Annotated in this window: 20 protein-coding genes; 14 read left to right on the top strand and 6 right to left on the bottom strand. The window is 34.1% G+C overall.

The genetic code is table 11. The features are described 5' to 3' along the window. Positions 1 to 57: 57 nt before the first annotated feature. On the top strand, positions 58 to 1,458 hold the full coding sequence (locus ED312_RS06665; RefSeq protein WP_123215234.1) for a peroxiredoxin family protein: 1,401 nt from the start codon (positions 58 to 60) through the stop codon (positions 1,456 to 1,458). A 99-nt stretch (positions 1,459 to 1,557) separates the two neighbouring features. Here ED312_RS06665 and ED312_RS06660 read toward each other — a convergent pair whose 3' ends face one another. The 3 genes from ED312_RS06660 to ED312_RS06650 all read right to left on the bottom strand — a co-directional run bounded on the left by ED312_RS06660 (position 1,558) and on the right by ED312_RS06650 (position 3,581). Next, positions 1,558 to 1,815, bottom strand: coding sequence for a DUF6520 family protein (locus tag ED312_RS06660; protein WP_123215233.1), 258 nt, complete (start codon positions 1,813 to 1,815; stop codon positions 1,558 to 1,560). A 135-nt stretch (positions 1,816 to 1,950) separates the two neighbouring features. Next, complete coding sequence (locus ED312_RS06655) at positions 1,951 to 3,030, bottom strand: hypothetical protein (RefSeq protein ID WP_148044228.1); 1,080 nt, start codon at positions 3,028 to 3,030, stop codon at positions 1,951 to 1,953. 41 nt (positions 3,031 to 3,071) lie between these two features. Further along, positions 3,072 to 3,581: a MauE/DoxX family redox-associated membrane protein gene (locus ED312_RS06650; RefSeq protein WP_240643044.1), complete on the bottom strand. Its 510-nt coding sequence runs from the start codon at positions 3,579 to 3,581 to the stop codon at positions 3,072 to 3,074. Between the two features lie 360 nt (positions 3,582 to 3,941). Here ED312_RS06650 and ED312_RS06645 point away from each other — a divergent pair, with 360 nt between their 5' ends. The 10 genes from ED312_RS06645 to ED312_RS06600 all read left to right on the top strand — a co-directional run bounded on the left by ED312_RS06645 (position 3,942) and on the right by ED312_RS06600 (position 14,575). Further along, a complete protein-coding gene (locus ED312_RS06645) occupies positions 3,942 to 4,967 on the top strand; it encodes a hypothetical protein (protein WP_123215230.1) in 1,026 nt (341 codons plus the stop codon). An 87-nt stretch (positions 4,968 to 5,054) separates the two neighbouring features. Beyond that, complete coding sequence (locus tag ED312_RS06640) at positions 5,055 to 5,738, top strand: hypothetical protein (protein WP_206363213.1); 684 nt, start codon at positions 5,055 to 5,057, stop codon at positions 5,736 to 5,738. 161 nt (positions 5,739 to 5,899) lie between these two features. Beyond that, positions 5,900 to 6,595 carry an Nmad2 family putative nucleotide modification protein gene (locus tag ED312_RS06635; RefSeq protein WP_170164458.1) on the top strand — a complete coding sequence of 232 codons (696 nt, stop codon included), beginning with the start codon at positions 5,900 to 5,902 and terminating at the stop codon, positions 6,593 to 6,595. Positions 6,596 to 6,769: 174 nt separating this feature from the next. Continuing rightward, positions 6,770 to 7,846: a hypothetical protein gene (locus ED312_RS06630; protein ID WP_123215229.1), complete on the top strand. Its 1,077-nt coding sequence runs from the start codon at positions 6,770 to 6,772 to the stop codon at positions 7,844 to 7,846. Between the two features lie 970 nt (positions 7,847 to 8,816). Next, positions 8,817 to 10,049, top strand: coding sequence for a DUF2971 domain-containing protein (locus ED312_RS06625; RefSeq protein WP_123215228.1), 1,233 nt, complete (start codon positions 8,817 to 8,819; stop codon positions 10,047 to 10,049). A gap of 161 nt (positions 10,050 to 10,210) precedes the next feature. After that, positions 10,211 to 11,242 carry an SMEK domain-containing protein gene (locus ED312_RS06620; RefSeq protein WP_123215227.1) on the top strand — a complete coding sequence of 344 codons (1,032 nt, stop codon included), beginning with the start codon at positions 10,211 to 10,213 and terminating at the stop codon, positions 11,240 to 11,242. Positions 11,243 to 11,355: 113 nt separating this feature from the next. Further along, positions 11,356 to 12,069, top strand: coding sequence for a class I SAM-dependent methyltransferase (locus tag ED312_RS06615; protein ID WP_123215226.1), 714 nt, complete (start codon positions 11,356 to 11,358; stop codon positions 12,067 to 12,069). A 242-nt stretch (positions 12,070 to 12,311) separates the two neighbouring features. Next, positions 12,312 to 12,998, top strand: coding sequence for a DUF6602 domain-containing protein (locus ED312_RS06610; RefSeq protein ID WP_123215225.1), 687 nt, complete (start codon positions 12,312 to 12,314; stop codon positions 12,996 to 12,998). Further along, positions 12,995 to 14,029 carry a phospholipase D-like domain-containing protein gene (locus ED312_RS06605; RefSeq protein ID WP_123215224.1) on the top strand — a complete coding sequence of 345 codons (1,035 nt, stop codon included), beginning with the start codon at positions 12,995 to 12,997 and terminating at the stop codon, positions 14,027 to 14,029. Before ED312_RS06610 ends, ED312_RS06605 begins: the two co-directional genes overlap by 4 nt. A gap of 165 nt (positions 14,030 to 14,194) precedes the next feature. Further along, the gene (locus ED312_RS06600; protein WP_123215223.1) at positions 14,195 to 14,575 is read left to right on the top strand and encodes a nuclear transport factor 2 family protein; all 381 of its coding nucleotides are present in this window, start codon (positions 14,195 to 14,197) and stop codon (positions 14,573 to 14,575) included. 56 nt (positions 14,576 to 14,631) lie between these two features. Here the strand turns inward: ED312_RS06600 and ED312_RS06595 are convergent, their stop codons facing one another. Next, positions 14,632 to 15,549 (bottom strand): helix-turn-helix transcriptional regulator, encoded by a 918-nt coding sequence (locus ED312_RS06595; protein WP_123215222.1) that lies wholly within the window; start codon positions 15,547 to 15,549, stop codon positions 14,632 to 14,634. 267 nt (positions 15,550 to 15,816) lie between these two features. Between ED312_RS06595 and ED312_RS06590 the strand changes: the two genes are divergently transcribed. From ED312_RS06590 to ED312_RS06580, 3 genes are all read left to right on the top strand, one after another. After that, positions 15,817 to 16,080 (top strand): hypothetical protein, encoded by a 264-nt coding sequence (locus ED312_RS06590; RefSeq protein ID WP_123215221.1) that lies wholly within the window; start codon positions 15,817 to 15,819, stop codon positions 16,078 to 16,080. Positions 16,081 to 16,241: 161 nt separating this feature from the next. Beyond that, positions 16,242 to 17,150: a type VI secretion system tube protein TssD gene (tssD, locus tag ED312_RS06585; protein ID WP_123215220.1), complete on the top strand. Its 909-nt coding sequence runs from the start codon at positions 16,242 to 16,244 to the stop codon at positions 17,148 to 17,150. 1 nt (position 17,151) lies between these two features. Next, positions 17,152 to 17,442 (top strand): hypothetical protein, encoded by a 291-nt coding sequence (locus tag ED312_RS06580; RefSeq protein WP_123215219.1) that lies wholly within the window; start codon positions 17,152 to 17,154, stop codon positions 17,440 to 17,442. A 95-nt stretch (positions 17,443 to 17,537) separates the two neighbouring features. Here ED312_RS06580 and ED312_RS06575 read toward each other — a convergent pair whose 3' ends face one another. Together ED312_RS06575 and ED312_RS06570 are read right to left on the bottom strand one after the other, a co-directional pair. After that, on the bottom strand, positions 17,538 to 17,945 hold the full coding sequence (locus ED312_RS06575; RefSeq protein WP_123215218.1) for a DUF6998 domain-containing protein: 408 nt from the start codon (positions 17,943 to 17,945) through the stop codon (positions 17,538 to 17,540). Positions 17,946 to 18,085: 140 nt separating this feature from the next. Next, positions 18,086 to 19,165 carry a hypothetical protein gene (locus tag ED312_RS06570; protein ID WP_148044227.1) on the bottom strand — a complete coding sequence of 360 codons (1,080 nt, stop codon included), beginning with the start codon at positions 19,163 to 19,165 and terminating at the stop codon, positions 18,086 to 18,088. Positions 19,166 to 19,303 lie beyond the last annotated feature (138 nt).

The following is a 19,303-nucleotide window of genomic DNA, read 5'->3' as shown; positions in this document are numbered from 1 at the left end:
GTTACAAGAATTCCTGATTGCAATTAATATCACAATATTTTAAAAAAAACAAAAGAGATGAATGCAATAAAAAGCGTTATTGTAATGGGTGTTGTTATCTGTTCCCTTAATTTAAATGCACAGGACAGTGGCGAATACCCCGAAATAGGGAAACATATCCCGGATTTTGTTTTACAGGATATCGATTACTATCCCAATAAAGAAATAAATTCTGAAGAACTGAAAGGAAAGTTTGTGATCCTATATTTCTGGAGCAGGTTTTGTTCCGGTGCAGTTAAAAGTCTATCAAGGGTAAATGACCTTCATAAAAGATTTAAAGATAGGGCAGAGATTATCTTGGTAGGCGGAGAACCGGCCGGAACAGCAAATAAGTATATGTTGCCTGGACAGGAGCCCGGGATGGATAAATTAAGGGACTTATATGAACGATTGGGGAAAAAGCAAAATTGGCAGGCACCAATAGCTTTTGACCCCAAATTGTTCCAGCGTTTTGTCCCTGGAGGATATGTGCCCCATGCAGTGTGGATTGATGATAAAGGTATAGTACAGGCTATTACTACTACAATCAATCAAGAAAAAGTACAATCATTTTTAAATAAGGAATTATTTCCTTTTAAGGATAGTTCCTATGAAGCGTATAAAGAGGGTAAAGAGGATAAAGATACTTATGATACACAAACCCCTTTGTTAATTGACGGAAAAGGAGGTAAGCCTACCGATTTTTTATATCGGTCCTTATTGACAGAATATAAACTTAAAACACCTTTAGTACCTGGCATCCCGATATCTGTTGATGATGCGTGTCAAGACCAAGGATATATTCCCAAAGGAAAACTTGAGGGAGCGGCCACTTTGGAATCTCTTTATAAATTGGCATATTTAGGTTATTGGGAATTGCTTCTTCAGAAGAAGGAGAATATATCTTCTTATAAGGAGAATTACAATCAGGTTCTGTTGGAAATGGTTGAAGATTCGCTATTTACATCTTACGATTATGGGGATAGGAAAAATATGTTTTGTTATAGCCTCATAGTTCCACCTGAAAGAGCCACACCCAAACTCCTTATGGAATTCATGCAACGGGACCTGCAAAACTATTTTGGGTACCATGCTCAGGTAGAAAAGAGAAAATTGCCTTATTGGAAAATAACAACAACGGATAAAGCTAAAAAAGAGCTAAGGTCCAAAGGAGGGGAATATCGGTATAAAGGGGATAATTTTACTAAGATAGGTTACCAAAACGTACCAATTGATGATTATCTTACAGAATTATTCTATATGGTTCGTAGCAAGGAATTACCGATCATAAATGAATCAGGAATAAAAGGGAATATTGATATAAACGAAGCAGATGTAATTTGGTCGGATTTTGATGATATTAAAAGATTGTTAAGAAAGCAGGGGTTTATCATAGAAAGGGCGGAAAAAGAATTTAAGGTGCTTGTAATCTCGGATTAGGGATGTGTGATTAAAACTTGTTTTGTTACATGTTTTTATTTTGATTTAGCAAATAAGAGTTGGCAAGGATAGCCCTGCCAACTCTTATCATTTAATTATTTAAGGCAACGGTGTATGCCCGAGTGGATCACTACACATTGTAAGTGTTTCATTACTAATGCGATAAACTATTTGTCCTGGAATTGTACAGGTTGGGCCATCTCCACTACATCCGGCCGTAACTGGCTCACATAGGCCAGGCTTTTGAATGAATTCCCCTACTATATCTGTTGTCTCAACAAACTTTGCAGATGCAAAGGAAACAGCTATAGCAAAAACGAATGCCATTACAGGTAAAATAAACTTGAGTTTTTTCATGATTTCTAAAATTTAATTAAACATTAACGACCTACTTTTTTAAACAGGTTTTCGGTACTTTAAATTCCTGATTCTCTCGCGATAGAATATTGTAATGACCAAGCTTTGAAAGCCTGGCTGTTTGTTTAGGTATGATTATGGAGGAGTGGTTTTTATATTTGTGTAATCTACTTTTCCAGGGAAAAGGCCTCTGTTAAACATGTCGAAATGCGTGTTGTAAACAACGAGGTATTGACCATGTAAGGCTATCAGATTTTTATTGGTTATTTCAAAATTTGTTAGTTTAAGCTCGTTATACGGGTAGATATAAAAACTCATCTCATACTTCCCACGTTTTAGATGATAAACATCAATAACGGAAGCTTTGGAAAAGGCTTTTTTGGATTCATTTTTGGCCATAAGGTCAGAGTGGACCAGAAGCCTGTCTCCGTATGTGGCGCTCCTTTTATTTACCATTAATGGAGGGGTGGCCATTGTCTTGGAATTTTCCGAAGTTATTGTGGCTGTTTTTATTTTGGCCCTGCTGTTGGTATCGATGGTATTTCTCCGATATAAAAGGTTTAGGGAAGTGTCTGTGACAATGTATTGGTTGCGGTAATGGTAAAGATATATCAGTTGGGATAGTTCCCGGTTATAATGAAGCATGCCATCAGTACAAAAAATACCATCCACTTGTTTTTCCAGTAAGCCCGGAACCAGTTTTACATGAGGACTTTTATTTGTTTCCTTGCCCAACACATGCTCACGGGTTTTGCTACTGGTGCTTCGCAAAGCAAAAGATTTTGGGCCTATGGGAATTGCAACACTGAAAAATGCGCTATCATACATAAACCGCCTTGCATGCCATTCTCCTATCTTACCCCTTAAAAGTCTTGGGGTAACCCCATCTGTAATATAAAAATAGGGAGGTAGCACTTCTACTTTGGTATTGCGCCGGAATTTTGTGTTTTCCGGATCTTCAATGCTCAGACGAATGTGGGTAGTGTCCAGGTCTGGAAGGTTTACGGAAAGCAGATGAAGTGGAGCGGTTAAATTACTTAGATAAACCCGGTTACTGTCTGTTCCTGCAATGTAATAAGAGTTATACTTCAGGTCGATACCACCAGCCCGTATTATAGGATGAGGAGGGAAAGACCTATGAAAACTGTTATGTTCATGGGTAAGCTTATCAGAGACAGCATATAAGCCCAGAACTGTAAGGATGCTAAAAATCAAGCAAATAGTTAATTTGGTAATAGGGCTTCCCATAATAGTTTCTATTTAGTGTTAAACAAAAATTGTTTAAAAGACTTCCTGGCTACCGAACTTTGTTCATTCCTTTCCGGAGAATGTAACAGGACCCCGATTATTGCCAAGAATACAAAAGCGATATTAAAAACCAAATGTTCTGTCCATCCCATTTTTTCCAGGATGCCGCCACAGGAACATGGAACAAAAGGGCTAAAATTCAGAATGATATAGATGTATGCCGTAAACATAGCCATAAGGCTAAAGCAGGCATACAGGGCCAGTAACCTTAGCCGTGGAATAATAAGCATGAACGCAATGAGCAGTTCTATGGTAGGAATTATCCAAGCGATCAAGCCACCTATAGAGGTAAAAATAGGGGATTGCCCTACCTGTATTTGGAATTTTTCATAATCTATTAGTTTGGTAAAAGCGGCATAAACAAATAAGATGATATACAGCAGGCAGATAATTTCCACTATAATATGGCGGTTTTGATGTGTAAAACGCTTTATGGATATAAGAACTGGTTTCATCATTTTAGGGTTTGTATGCCTGATGTGGTTAGAATTTAAATCTAAAACACCAAATTGTAATTATTATCCTACATCATTACAGCATAAAATTCAGTAATTAAAATTAAATTTCAGTTCGGAAAACGAACTTTTTTACTGAAAATCAGCTTTTTATAAAACTTTTTTAGAGTAAAAATTACCAAAATCCGTTATTTTGGGATTTTTGGGATGTTTATCGGAATTGGGGATTGGGGTGGTTTGGGTTGTAGGATGTTTTATAAAACTGGGAAAGAGGACAAAAAGTGATGTTATCAGGTTATTTTTATTGATGAAAGGGGTATATTTGGGAATAGATAGGAAGTCGCAAACGGTTAAAAGTCAACGATGAAAATTTGTAAACTATGTAAAGAAAAGGAGGCTAATCAAACTGGCTCACACCTTACTTCTTGCTTTATTGTTGCATCTCAAATAGGAAAGAGAGACGAAGAAAAAGGATATGATTTAACCGCTGACCCCAATCAGGATTATTCTCAAAATAAAAAAGCAGAGAGTATTAAAGAAGATTACATCCTGTGCTTAGGATGTGAAAAACGACTTTCTTACATTGAAAGCTATTTTAGTCAAGAAATAACTAATAAAATAGGAGAATTAAAATTTTCAGATAATTTTCCAATTTATAGAATTATTGAAAAAGGAGGTGGAAGTTATTTCTCTTGTGAGCGAATAAACCCGATTGCATTTCATTTGTTAATCTATTCCATAATATGGAGGGCTTCGATATCAAATAAACCTGTGTTCAAAGGATTTGAAATCCCGGAAGGAGCAGAAGAACTATTGAGAAAAACGTTGGACACATTTCTTCCCGAATATAAACACCATAGAATTGCAACGAAGCTCAAGCATTGGTTAAAGGAAATCGAAAATAATTCTGAACATTTTCATATTTTCCCATATGTAATTCTCAGGAGCGAAGATGAAGTTGTCGATTTGGAAAAAATGACTGCGAAAGAAAAAGTTGATTGGGAAAAACGTAAAACAAAGAACTTATTATATTTTAATTTTGAGGATAACGATCCTTTCCAAATAATACTTAACGAATTCATAATCTTAGCCTTTTTTGAAGAAAGCGAATTTGATTTTTCAAGACAAGATCTTTTTGAGTTGAGTGATAAGTATAATTTAAATGCTCAATTGAATAATAAATTGGAACCACCCAAAATAGGAATAATTAGTCATCATGATTGGTCAAATATTAATAAAAAGCTAATAAACATATTAAAGGAGCAAAGAATTAATAATATGCGAAGAGAATGTATCCGATCATTCATTTTAAAACAGATTATACCTACAAAGAAGGATATAGATGATTGTGTGGAAAAAAGAAAAAATGAAATTATAATGGATGAATAAATTACTGAAGGGATACACTAAATCCATTTTATCAAGATGCGAAAGGCAGGTCCCGGATTTGGGAAGACTACACCCCCTCAATTTTAGATGATGAAAAGTGACAACGGCATAGATCATTTGATTCGGACGGACATTGTAATGGAAGTAGAAAAATTTAAAGTCCACTCTCATCCGGAAGATCGTTATACATCCTTTGATTATTGTTACAATTATTTTTTGACGACAAGTGACTTGACAAAAGACATTGAAAAAAGCTGCCTGGCATTGGGTTTTTATTTAGCAAGCTGGGGAATGCTAAGAGGTTCAAGCTTTTTACTTCAAAAAAGTACTAAACATTTTGAGCAGACAGTCCGTTATATTTCAGACTTGGACAGATCAATTTGGAACATTGACGTGGATAATTATAACGATCATAACATCCAGACCATACTGACCATTTATAAAGAAATTAAGGAGTGTTTAATTCACAATGGCAATGCTGATTTGACCCTTACAACAAAAGTTTTGCTTGGTGTTTTTGGGTTTCTTCCGGCATTTGATAATTACTTCTGTAATACTTTCAGAGTAATAGCCGAGGGTCAATGTGGCTTCAGAAGAGTGAATGAAAAATCGTTAACTTTCATACGAGAATTCTATGAGGCTAACAAGTACACTATTGACAACTTGGCCAAGCAGACATACACAACTGACTTTATAACAGGACGGAAGACAAAGATTAATTACCCAAAGGCAAAAATAATTGACATGTATGGCTTTACGGTTGGACAATAAAAAGCGCGACCTTCCTAATGGGCTAAGAAAATATGTGAGTGGGAGGGCTAAAATAAAATTTAGTACATAAAATAAAACTTGGTTTTCGGTTAATAGAAGTATGTTCCAAAACCTGGACGTTTCTTAACCAGGATTGTTGGGCAGCATGCAAAAAAAATACAATGACACAACTATATTCATACGTACTACGATTTGATGACGGAGCAGCACCTAATCCATTTTGGGGAACCTGTACACTGACAATATGTAAACCAGCCATAAGAAGAACTGCAAGAATTGGTGACTGGGTAATTGGGACAGGCTCCAAAAACTCCAAAATCAAGGATGGAAATACTTATGATCTCTCAGGCAATATTGTTTATGCCATGAAAATCACTGAGAAAATGAGTCTTGAGGATTACGACAAATTTTGTATAGAAAATCTCCCAAATAAAATTCCTAAATGGTTTGCCGGAGATTGGACTAAAAGAATGGGTGATTGTATTTATGATTTTAGTAATGGTGCTGAGCCGACAATCAGGAAAGGAGTTCACAATGAAACAAACAGGGAAAGAGACCTAGGTGGACAAAATGCTTTACTTTCAACCCACTTTTACTATTTTGGAGAAGAACCTCGTCCACTTCCTGAGCATCTTAAACCAATAATCAAGAAAAACCAAGGGCATTTAAAAATTGAGCGGCGCGAAATTATTGATAGTTTTGAAAAATGGATTATCCAATTCGACAAGAATAAAATTTATGCAGACCCTCAGTTAAGGCACGAGTTCGATAGAACACCATCCGATGAACAAATAATAAAATGTTCCTCCAGGCATAAAGAGGAAGACTATGATGAAAGTGAAGAAACATTATGCTGACAAAATAGAAAAATACGACTGACCATCCAGTGAAGACATGTCAGAATGTATGTTAAGTGTAATTTGGAAAGTTCTACTTGTCTTTTGAATTTTATGTATCTTCGATACAAGGGTTTAAAATTCAAAACGAAACTTAATATAGTGCTTTACTGTGCTGAATGCTGAAAAACCTAAATGCCGGAAATAGATAACATAAAATATTTTGCACTTTTAGAGGAATTTGGAACCTCTGATAAGTTGATTAAGTTAGGTTTTGGTGAACTACAAAATATCAATCTCGACAACGATTTTTACTTTCTTCCTTTTCAACTTTTATCGCAAGGATTTGAGAGATTTATGAAAGCGTACATCTGTTTAGGACATTTTCATAAATACGGAAAACTACCGAATTTTAAATATCTAAAAAATCTTGGACACGATTTAGAAAAATTGCTTAGGGAGATAATTGAGAATTATTATACAGACTTTAATCGACCACAATTTGGAGGGGATCGCAATTTTATTCGGACCAGTTCAGATTTAAAAAAATTACTATTCATACTATCCGAGTTTGGCAAATTATCAAGATACCACAACTTTGATTTAATAACCGACAATGCGAAGATTGGAGTTGATACTAAAGAACTTTGGGAGGAATTTGAAAATACAATTCTTGATAGTAATGATATTGAGAAACTAATGGACTTTAATTTATGTCACGAAGTCTACCAAAAGATAAGCAATCATATTATTATTGTATTTGAAAAGTTTATTTCGGCACTATCAAGACAATTTATTTTTGAATGTTTAGGAGAAAAAGGAAGACAATTATCAGCAGCAACAGTTTTTGATTTTGGAATGCTTTACGATAAAGATTTTGGCAAAAAGGATTATAGAAACCAAACTACCAAATACAAAGAAACACCGAAAAAGGTGCACAAAAGAACAGTATTTGATGAAATTCAGAGAAATGTAAATCCTGAATATAAATCAAAGAAAATTTTGAAATCGGAATATAATGGTGAGTGGCCTTTTTATGCTGACCAAGTTATTATTGAGTGTAGGCAAAGTCATTGGTGTATTGTGACAATTAACGGATTTGACTATGCTCTTAATGGTTCAGCAAAAGGACGTTACAAATTAGAAAACCCTCACGATGCAGGAATGGCAATTTTAGGAAAAAGTATATCTGATTTTATACAAATGGCACTGGGGTTATGTACGAAAGAAAGCGGTAAACAGAATAAAGTAAAAAGCAATATCAACGAATAAGCTTAAAATAAAAGTATAAAAACAAAATAGAGATCAACGATAAATTAGGGTAGTACATAAATATCATTACTATGCTTATATTTGGTCGTTTGTGGCAATTAACCAATAATCGTAAATACTAAATGATAGAAACAAAGGAACTAATTACGTTCATTGGAATTATTGTTTCACTTGTAGTGGGTTTCACTGGACTTTAGATAAGTTTTAAAAATGCAAAAAAACAGTTTTTATAAATTCTGTTACAGCATCAAGAGCTAACTGGATTGAGACCTTAAGACAGACTTTAGCAGAATATTGTGGACTTTCATTCCAGATTTTCCAATCTACAATTGCTGAAAAATTAATAAAAATGGATAGGCTTCACCAACAATAAGAGTTGGCAATCTTGACTTTTATCCTAAACATCTGTCCGATTGCTCTGAGACAAGAGAATGGCACTGGAATGGACTGACTATGTCAGATCCGAGTAAAGAAATTCTGATAGAAGTTTTGTTAAAGGGGTACTTTGAGCTAAAAAAAGAGAATGAGAAAAAGGAGTTATCCCCATATATTGTTAAACACTTAAATGAAAGTGAAATAACAAAGTCCAACTGCGGATGTAAGTAGAAAGAAAAACGGTCGCTAATAGCGGTTTTGTGTAATGGGGGCTAACGTGTTATTGAATTGAACGTTAGTCCCTTTTTTTTTACATTTGCGCAAGCTGATTGTATAATGCTTTTAATATTCTGACAACCAAAAGCTGCAAAACCATTAATACCTAGCCGTTTCTTTGGTATTCCCTTAATTACAAAACTTGCCCATTTTTCAGGAACCATCCTTTCCATTGCCCCTCAAATTGTTGTGTGAAGAACAAAATGGGAAAAGAGAAACAAAAAGTGCTATTATCCCGCAATTTTAAATTATAAAAAGATATATTTATGATGATTTAACAAGTTGGGCACAAGTATATGACCGCATCTAACAAAGAGATATGAGCATATTTGATGAGAAATCAAATCACAAGTCATCAGACTATAGAAGTCGAAATTATTCAGGAAACTGGGTGAGCCATTTTATTAATGAATATGTAGACAGTTTACAAACGTTAGGATTACAAAAAACACAAAGTGAGTTCTTCAAATATAAGGATGAGCATCTTCCAAGAAATTTATATAAATTTTTCCCGCCAACAATATACAGTTTATTAAGCCTGCAAAATCAAACAATTTTTTTATCAACCCCTCAGAACTTTAACGACCCATTCGATAGCTATGTGTGCGTTGAAACTGAAACATATGCAAAGCTGTATTTATTAAGAGAGTTAAAACGAAATAATCGGATAACGGCTACAGAAACGCCAAGCAGTATTAGCTCAAAAGAGTACTGGGAGATAAATAATTCATGGTCGAAAGAAGATGAAACAAATGGTCGTGTAATTTATAGTAATCGGAGAAGTACTTTTATGACTATTTATTCAATTTTTGAGAATAAAAACAAGGATTTTAAAGAATATGCAGACCGTTTACTGTATAAAGGTCGTGTTGAGTGTCAAAGAAAGATTAAGAATATCAGAAGCTTGCAGTTTAGAATTAGTTGCTTCTCAGACTTTAAAGATGATGACGAACTATTACAAAATTCGACAATGTGGTCTCATTATGCTGATAATCACAGAGGCTTTTGTATTAAATATTCAATTGACTTTGAGAATTTAGATGATAAAGAATTGATTGTAAGTGGTTTATTTCCTGTTAAATACACCTCTGTTGTTCCCAAAATCTCATCAAAAGAACTCCTGAAGCTTGAATTTGAAGAAGGAAAATTAAAATTAAACAAGTCAGTAATAAAAACCACTCTGAAAACGCTTACAACAAAATCAAGATTTTGGAAATATGAAAATGAATGGAGATTAATATTAAGTGAGCAAAGTTCCTTAGCTTTTCCTAAAAACACAATTAAATTTTTCAATATTGAAGCCATCTTTCTGGGTTGCAGAATTGAAAAAAACTTAAGAAACGAGATAATTAAATTTGGTGCTTCCGAAGGTATTAGTGTTTTCCAGACAACTCAAAGTAATGAAAAGTTTAACCTACATTCACAATATGAAGATATAACAAAATTGAAAACAGATGAATTTTACGAAAAACTTGATTGTATTGACAAAATTGAAGATTTGGAGTTTAAAAATCATTTAAGAGATAAACTTTATACATATTTTAACCCATAATAATGCCAGTGCCCAACATGGTACAAGAAATTGGCGGTTCAGTGGTTAAATGAAGCTTTGTGCTTCTATTCATGTGTAGTGCAGGTTGACAGTTTTGTGCTCCGAAACCCGCCCGAACGCAAAGCCCGAAAAAGTTAGTCAGAATTAAAAGAAAGTTGAAAATGACCACTCGAGGACATATTATAGGACGAATAATTGATGATTTAAATAGTTTATCAGAAAAAATCGAGTTTAGAGCAAAACTTGGAATGTTTGACATACACAGAATTTTAGAGAATTTTGTTAGAGATATTCTTAAAGTAGTTTACGACGCAAACGACATAGAAAATTTAAACTCGACAAGATCAAACGCACCTGGGCTGGATCTGAGAAGTAGTTTGTTGAAAACAGGATATCAGGTTTCTTCTAAAGTAGATTCAGGGAAAATAAACTCCAGCTTTGAAAAAATTGAAGAACAATATCCTGAAATATTTGAGGCAGTCAAATTTATTGTTATTGGCAAAAAACGGAACTCTTATCCTTCGTTTGATTCTAATAAAGTACCAAGTTCTATTGCATTTGACATAACAAGAGATATTATCGATTTTCGAGATTTATCTAAAATAGTATTTGACTTGGACATAGAAAAGCTGTTAGAGTTAAACAGCATATTTGATAAGGAATTCCTCATAGTTCAATACAACATAATTGAACCTGAATCTGAAACAATTGCTCCAATTGATCTTTTTAAGCCAAATCAATTCCAACCAGCACTTAATGGATTATTGTTTTTTCAAGGTGAAGATGACAATGATGAAGAATTAGAAAAGATAAACAATGAAGGCAAACTGTTAAGTAACCTTCCCCTTAGGACAAGACTCATTTTAAAATACATAATTGAAAATGGAAAGGAAGAATCTAAAGCTATAAACAACCAATTTGAATGCAGATATTACTTAATTCCTAAACTCAAAAGGGAAATAAATCTCCCCGCAAAGGAAATTGAAGAGGAATTAAATATATTGATTGACGAGAGATTTTTAGGAATTGAGCAAAAAGAATTAGACCCTGATTTACACGTACCCGAAAAAGCTGTATATACAAGGTTCGGTGAATGGTTTAAATACCTAATTACGTATTCCCTTGAGAACAAAACTCTTGAACGGATTATAATAAACCTTGATTTAACAGTAATCGACAGTGAAGGAACATAAAAAAGGAGGAAAACTCCGACCAACATTGTGTATGAGATCAGACTTGCTATTGCTGCGTCAGCTCCATACACTTAGACGTTGTGCATAATCCCTCATATAAAGAAACTCTATGAATGAAAGAAATCTACGAACCTAAATTTGTTGAAAAGCTATTTGATAGAATGAGTAGTTCGTATGCTCAAATGAATTACATAACATCATTTGGATTTAGTGAAAGATGGAGACGTCAATGTGTTGAGGAAATCCAAATTGAGAAGGGAAAAATAGTTGTTGACTTAATGACCGGAATGGGAGAATGTTGGAAACATATTTTAAAAACATCTGACAAAAACTCAAAACTCATTGGACTCGATTTTTCAACGGAAATGGTTAATCGTGCCAAGAAAAACAAAAGCAAGTTCAAAAACTCGAATATTAAAATCCTTAAGGAAAATGTCTTTAAAAACTCAATCGAAAGCGGAAGTGCAGATTTTATTATTTCGAGTTTTGGTTTAAAGACCTTCAACGATGAACAGCTTGGGAAGTTAGCCAACGAAATCCACAGGATTCTAAAACCAAACGGAAAATTCTCTCTTATTGATGTTTCTGTTCCAGGAAACAGAATATTAAAATCATTTTATTTGTTTTACCTGAACCACATCATTCCAGTTTTGGGAAAAATATTTCTTGGAAGTCCAGAAACTTATAAAATGTTGGGTGTTTATACAGAAGAATTTAAAAACTCCAAAAATGTTTTTCAGATTTTTAACCGACCTGGGTTTGAAGTTGAATATGTTGAATATTTTTATGGTTGTGCAACTGGGATTAAAGGGAAAATAATAAAATAGTTATTGCCAATACGGGAAATCGTTGCATAACCCAATAAGTTATATTTTTGAGGGTTTAAAGGAAATCTTTCCTTTATTCAAAAACCTTCCTGTTCTCCGGAATCGTCTTTTTTATTGCACCTCCGGCTGGTATGTCATTAACCAAAACCAGGAAAGAGGTACAAAAAGTACTATTATCCCGCAATTTTAAGTTATAAAAAGATATATTTATGATGATATAACAAGTTATCTACAATTTCAAAATGAACAATCTTTTCAAGAGAAAATTAGAAAATATTCACAGTAAAATGCTTGAATGTCATAGAGATAGTGAAAAGTATTCATCTTCTATAATTGGAGATGAAAGAGAAATATTTCAAACGAACCTCTTATCAAAAATACTTCCATCCAATTTCAGATTTGGTAGTGGTACAATAACAGATGCTAAAGGAATAGAGACTGGTCAAATCGATACTATTATTGAATTACCCTTTTCTTTAAGTTTCCCAATTTCAACAGGAAACAATAGATTGTATTTAGCAGATTCCGTAGGAGCAGCATTTGAAATAAAGTCTAACCTATATAATCAGTGGGATGAAGCTATTAAAAAGATTAAGGAAATTCAAAAGCTCAATCGTTATAATTTAGAAGATAACGAAATGGCTCTTCTTGATGATTTGAAAATTCCAACCTTTATAATTTCTTATAAAGGTTTTAAAAACATAGATACTATTATCGAAAAACTGGGCGAAATCGAATCAAGATATTGGCCAAATGGAATTCTAATAATTGAAAGTGGAATCTTTTTAGGTTTAAAAAACAATACTCATTATGAATGTGTCGGAAATAGCTCAAGTATATTGGGTTTTGTTTCTCATTTATATACTTTTTTAAACAGATATTCTAAAAATATAGTTGATTTAAATCAATATTCTAGATTATTGAAATGATTGCATTTACAAAAAATATTGAAAGTGTAATTATCGAAAATTTTTCGAATGCAAAAAAGTCAATTACAATAATAGTAGCTTGGTTTACGAATTCTAAAATTATTGAATCACTTATCAGTATTAAAAATAAATCTAATATTGAAATTGAAATTTTAGTAGATGATAATCATATAAACAAAAAATATTTTTTCGGAAAACATCAAGAAAATTTGTTAAATGCTGGAATTTTAATACAAAAACAAAATATTAAAAAATTCAATCATAATAAATTTTCAATAATTGACAAGAAAAAAATTATTACTGGTTCCTACAATTATTCAGTTAAAGCAAATAAAAATCTGGAAAATATCGTTGTTTTTGAAAATAAAAACATAGCATCATATTATCACCGAATTTTTAAATTTTTGACAAATGACAAATACATTGATGAGAATATAGAGTTATTATTTGAGGATACTGAATTTGCGAATATGTTAATATCAACATATTATCCTTTTAATAGAATCTTATTTAATAAGCTAAAATATAAAGTTAAAATAGGAGAATGTTATACTTATCCAAATGGATTATATGATGAAATTTATTATGAACCAGGTCTTATCTTTAATCAAAAACATACGTTACATAAAGAATTAATGAAAACAATTGTAAAGAAAAATAAAGGAGAACTTTCGTTTGAAGATTTGGATTCCTCTTTCAGTCAAGAATTTAAATTACCTATAGATAAGGAGTTAATTAAAAGCCATATCATAACAGCAATTAGTGACTTTAATCATTCAACTCTTCAAGAAACAGCATACTACGACAAGTCGGAAATTGATTACGAACAATTTGGAAAAGATTATGAGGAATTAGAATTATCTGTAAATAGATATTATACTAGAAAGTTTGAAAAAACATTTAATAAGGAAAAATTAAAAAGTATTTTGAATAAAAAGATAGATATTATTAAAGAAGACTATATGTGGATTAATAATTTCGAACCATTCTTAAACGACAATATTGTTTTGGAAATTTACAAAAAACTGTAGGTAACAATATAAAAATATTAGCGGTTTAATCGCTAAATCGAGATTAAGAAAGTATAATATAGGTCTGTGTTTAACTGAAAAGTAAGCGCGTGAAAATCCGCTACTATTTTTAATACTAGGGAAGGCTACATTTTTAGGGAAGGCTACAGAACAAACATTAAGAAAATGGAATTGAAGGCATTTATTGACGAATGGTTAAACTCTTGGTCAGGAAATAAACCAAATGAATTGTTGAGTTATTATGCTGACAACACATTCTATTTAGACCCGGCTAATCCAGCCGGTATCTCTAAAAAGGAAAATATAAATCTGTATTTCGCTAAGCTGTTGTCCAAAAATCCGAATTGGATTTGGAAAGCAGAAGAAATAATTCCAACAGAAAATGGCTGCACACTAAAATGGAAAGTTGAAATCCCTGTAGGAACGAAATCAGTTATACTCTTTGGGTTGGACATTGTTGAAATTTCGGACTGGAAAATTACACGAAATGAGGTGTATTTTGACCGCACTCCTTGGATAGAAGCTATCCAAAAACCAAATAAGTAAAGATGATGAAGATTGTAATACCCCCTTTCTTCCATCATCAATCTTCAATTTCATAATCACCCCTCCCTAACCACCTTACCCGGCGTCATCCCAAACTTCTTCTTGAATGCCTCATAAAAACCGGATTTGGCACTGTAACCAATAGAAAAAGCTACTTCCTCGATACTCAGGCGGGAGGTTTGGAGAAGTTCCATAGCCCTGTCCAATTTCTTATCCATATAATAGGCATACGGGGTCTGGTGGTAGTGCTTTTTAAAGGACTGCTTTAATTTTTTTTCGTTGACACCAAAATTCCTGGTAATTGTTTTCATATCGGGTAAGGATCCGTCCAGGTGTTGCTCTATATAAAGTGCAATTTGGAGCATAAGAGTTTTGGTCTTATCTTCTTCAGATAGGGGAGTTGGAGATATTATTTGTTCTTCTTTTGGCGGAGCAATACCCAATTGCTCCATGATAGCCTCCAGAGTTTGGGTTTTGCTATTATGTGTGGATATATATATGCTGTTATCGGGTAGCTTCCATAAGTAACAGAAGCAATCGTAATATATCAACGTATTTATTTTAAAGAAAAGCTTACAGCTGGAGCTTGGTATATCGTGATAAGTAAAATTATGCTTTAGAGCGGACCAGACCTGTAGTGATTCATGGGTAATCAATTCTTCAAAGAGCTTCCCTTCCAGTTCTTTTGGAAGTTTATTCAAGATTTTGGACAGGTTTTCATTAATGGATTTTACGGTAAAGTTTTGGTTTAAATGGAGGGTGATTTCTGTATAAGGTTCTATGCTGTCGTTTCGGGACATTATCTCAGAGAGGTAAAGTGTTCCCATATCCCCAATAAGGTTGATATACATAACCAGCATATCATAATCATCGTCTTCATCAGAAAATTCCAGCCGATAGTTCAGGTTGCCCAGGGAGAGTTGGTTGAGCACCCTACAAATGCTGGTAAATTGGTATTCAGATAAACAGTGCATGACAAAAAACAGCAGATTGGCTAAAAACCCAAATGGTTATCTCTGCCTATAAATATACAAATTTGTGTACAAAATGCACAAAATGTGTATTTTAAGAACCACTCAAGAGTGATTTTTCAATAGGGTTTTCCATTTTTTTACCTGTTTACGGAAAACCCCAAAATACCCAGGATATCTATTTGTATATTGTACCCCATACACCCCGCACCGGTCTATCCGGAAGGGGTGTTTTTATGTTTATAATCGTGGTATTAAAAAGGAGAAATTATGTGGTTAAAGAAATACCTGGCCGGGATTATGGGCCATTTGATGGAAGATCATAAAGTAGATATTTACCTTTATGAAAAGGATAAAAAAATCGGTTCCAAAGGTTCCGTTCCATACGTGCCGCCTATGGGGTCAGTCATAGAGATTGAAGATGATGGCAGGTTGTTTATGGTAGAGACCGTTTTCATAGGCCATTCGTTTGGTGTAGTCCATCTTTATGGTTACATAATGGACGGGATGACAAAAGAACAGTTGCACCGGTAAGGGGCGGACCGCCACTACGGATTTTTTTGTACTTTTACGAAACCCCGCCTGTTTGCGATGCCCCGAGCATCCTGATTAATGAAACATTAACCGAATTTTATCAAAGCTATGGTGTCTACACTATATCTTAAGTCATTAAAAGTGCTGAATTCCCTGTTGGTATGATCGTACAAGGAAAACTATTTGTGGAAGGGGAGGTGCGTAATATCCTGGCGTTTGACCTGCTCTTTGAGCAGGGTACGGACTGGAGCGGTAAACCGAGCCGGAAATCGCAGTTGGAAGGGGTGTATATTCATTTGGAATCCACCAAAGACGATGACCTGTTCCACCATTGGATTACTTCCAACCACACGATGAAGCAGGGCAGGATCATATTTTACGGCCCGGATGGCATGAAAGAATGGCGTAAATATGAGTTTTGGGATTGTGTATGTGTTTCCTGGCAAGAAAAGTTCTGGCATAACACCACAGACCCTATGGGAATGAAACTGAAACTTATTCCGGCCATTTTTAAAACCCCCGGCGGTACCATTGCCGAGAAGAACTGGAAGATTTCAAATCCTTTTCAGGGCTATATGGAAGTTCCGTGGGAGGAAGAGGAAGAAGAAAAGGACGATCAGAAATACTATTTTAAAAAAGGTCAGTCTCCTTTCGAGATCAAGGAAATAAACTATGTTTCCGGGGGTGAATTGGTTACCGCAGGTTATGGGGAATTGGAAATTTCACCAAAGGCAGGAGCACCGGAAGGGCTTCAGGGGCAAGTTATTTCAACAGGAGGGGCAAGTTTGGGAGCGGGGATAGGACTTCCCGTAGAAGTTATGACCGGTGCCATCGGAACCATAGAATTTCATCAGGATATGGAAGGATATGACCTGGAGGATATTTTTAGCAGTACCGGGTATATATCGGTTAAATCGATAAGTGCCCTTTTAAAATATACCAGAATTAATGCCTACACTGACACGAACAGTAATACGCTTTTATGGACTGCTAACCTATATGGCGGAGGTGTTATTTCAGCTGGATTAAGCGGAAACAGATCAACAGTTAAATTCAAGAGAAAAAAGTAAAATGAAAAAACTAAGCGTTCTTCAAAAAGTATTGCTCAGTATCTTCCCGGCCCTGGGAATAATATTCTTTGTGGATACATTCTTCTTTCAAAGCATCCCTCACGAGGTTTTCGTCACAATGTGGTGGATACTACTTGTTCTGATGGTTATACATAACATAGCACTTATTATAAGGATATGGAAGGCAGTTACAGAAGCAGGAACAAAGTTCATTTTTATTTTTCTTGTCCTATCCATTATACTGTTCCATCCAATATATGTTTGGATACTTGACGATAAATATTGTCGATAAAACTCTCCTGTTTTTAGAGAATGGTCAACTATGTGCCGGTAAGTGGGTAATTGAAAAAACGGATATGTGTTGATTGATTGAATTTTTGTGGTAATTTAGATTAGCCTTATATTTTTTGTGGCTGTGGTCAATTTTTTAAATGATAATCTGTCACCTTTTTTATCAAGATTAAAGATAATTTCTTCGGATGGAATTTTTAGAATTCGAACGGGTTCAAAATATTCATTTAGTTCAACAAATAAGCAATAGTCGAAATCAAATCCTCTAAAAATGACTTTGGCTGAATTAGAAGGTAATCTTCTGGTTTTTATTTCAACTTTTAAACCATCGGGATCAAATCCGTCAAACCCTTTTTCAACAATTTTGCACAGTTTGATATTGAGCAATTCCTGACAATAGTATTCTCCCAAGTCCCCGACCAAATTTTTCGTTCTGATAATACCGTCACGTCTTAAAGTTCGCAACGAATCAGCAATTGCTTTTAATTCCGATCGAAATTTCATCTTTCTTTGAGAGTTTTTAACATCCCGATGATTTTTAGGAAGTTTAAACTAACTTTTCATTCTGTTATTAAACAATTTTATATACATTCCTCAGTTGTAGCACATAGTATGAAATTTTTAATACAACTTAGTAAAGCGCTTTAATGCAGTATTTGCCCTCCTAAAATCACATTGCGGTTTTGTAAACTGCTTTCGGAGCTAAAGGAGCCTAAAACAAAAGATAGCTTGATGTTTTCAGCAACAATAAGCCCCAATGTGACCTGACCGAAAGAAAAACTTGAATTGTCAATTCCTAAGTTCTCCTGATAGGTGTCTGTCCCAAAAATGCCGTTAATGTTTAAATTCATAAAAAACCTTAATGCATTATTACTTAAAGATGCATCAGCATAGATATCGATCCCAAAAGAGGCGCTTCCAGCAAATTCATCCGTGGTGGTTCCAAATTCCGGGAAGTCTGCGGAACCTTTGGCTATAAAACGCGATATTAAATTATATTGATTGTTTCTAGAATGGATATAAGCAAGCGGGTATTCCATAGTTAAGACCGTATTACCGCCATAAGAAGCTAATCTCTGAAATGCTTCTTCTTCTTTAGCAGTTTCATTGTCTTCTGATGAGCTACTCGATATCATAGAACCCAGGCTTACCCTAAAAATACCCAGGTTTCCACTGACGAGCTCAGAATATATGGAGCCCGTATTGTTGCCAAAAGTAAATCCTGTATTATTTAAAACCTGGAACCTTTTTCCTGAGCCGTCATAAATAAAGTCAAACAATGCCCTTGACCTTTTAGGTCCGAAAGTAAGAAACGTAACCCTTTTATGTTGTAAATAATCTTTTGTATAAAGGTGATATAAAGAATCTTGTTCTTTGTTTAACGTTGTTAAATCGGACTGGATCACCTTCATTCTGGCCAATTTTGAACTTATAATGGTATCGTGATATCTATTTACTGGATCTGTATCCATTGAATTGTTATATAACTCGTTTTTTATTGTTGATAATTCTGTCTCCAAGGTATCTATATCCAGTACATTATAATTAAATAAAATAATTTCAGGTGTTTTGTATACAGAATCTAATTTTCCATTTAAATATATGGGAAGTGGAGCAGCATTTGCATCAATTGTGGGGGTGGAATTCATAAGTTTAATTCCTGATGTTTGGCTGAAAGTTAGTGATGAAACTAACAGTGCTAGCAGCGTGTAGTAGTTTTTCATTTTATTTGGTGTTGGTTGGTTATAGTGTTACTCCAAATATACGCATTAACCTATTGAAAATTAAAGAATAACAACACATCGCCCAATATCGGATGATTAACAAAAAAACCTTCTTATTTTGACAAGTATTTCATTGGT

Origin of the sequence: Sinomicrobium pectinilyticum (genome assembly GCF_003725735.1) — a bacterium.
GTDB classification, from domain to species: domain Bacteria; phylum Bacteroidota; class Bacteroidia; order Flavobacteriales; family Flavobacteriaceae; genus Sinomicrobium; species Sinomicrobium pectinilyticum.
The sequence above is the reverse complement of the archived record's forward strand: the minus strand, read 5'-3'. Positions and strand labels throughout refer to the sequence as shown.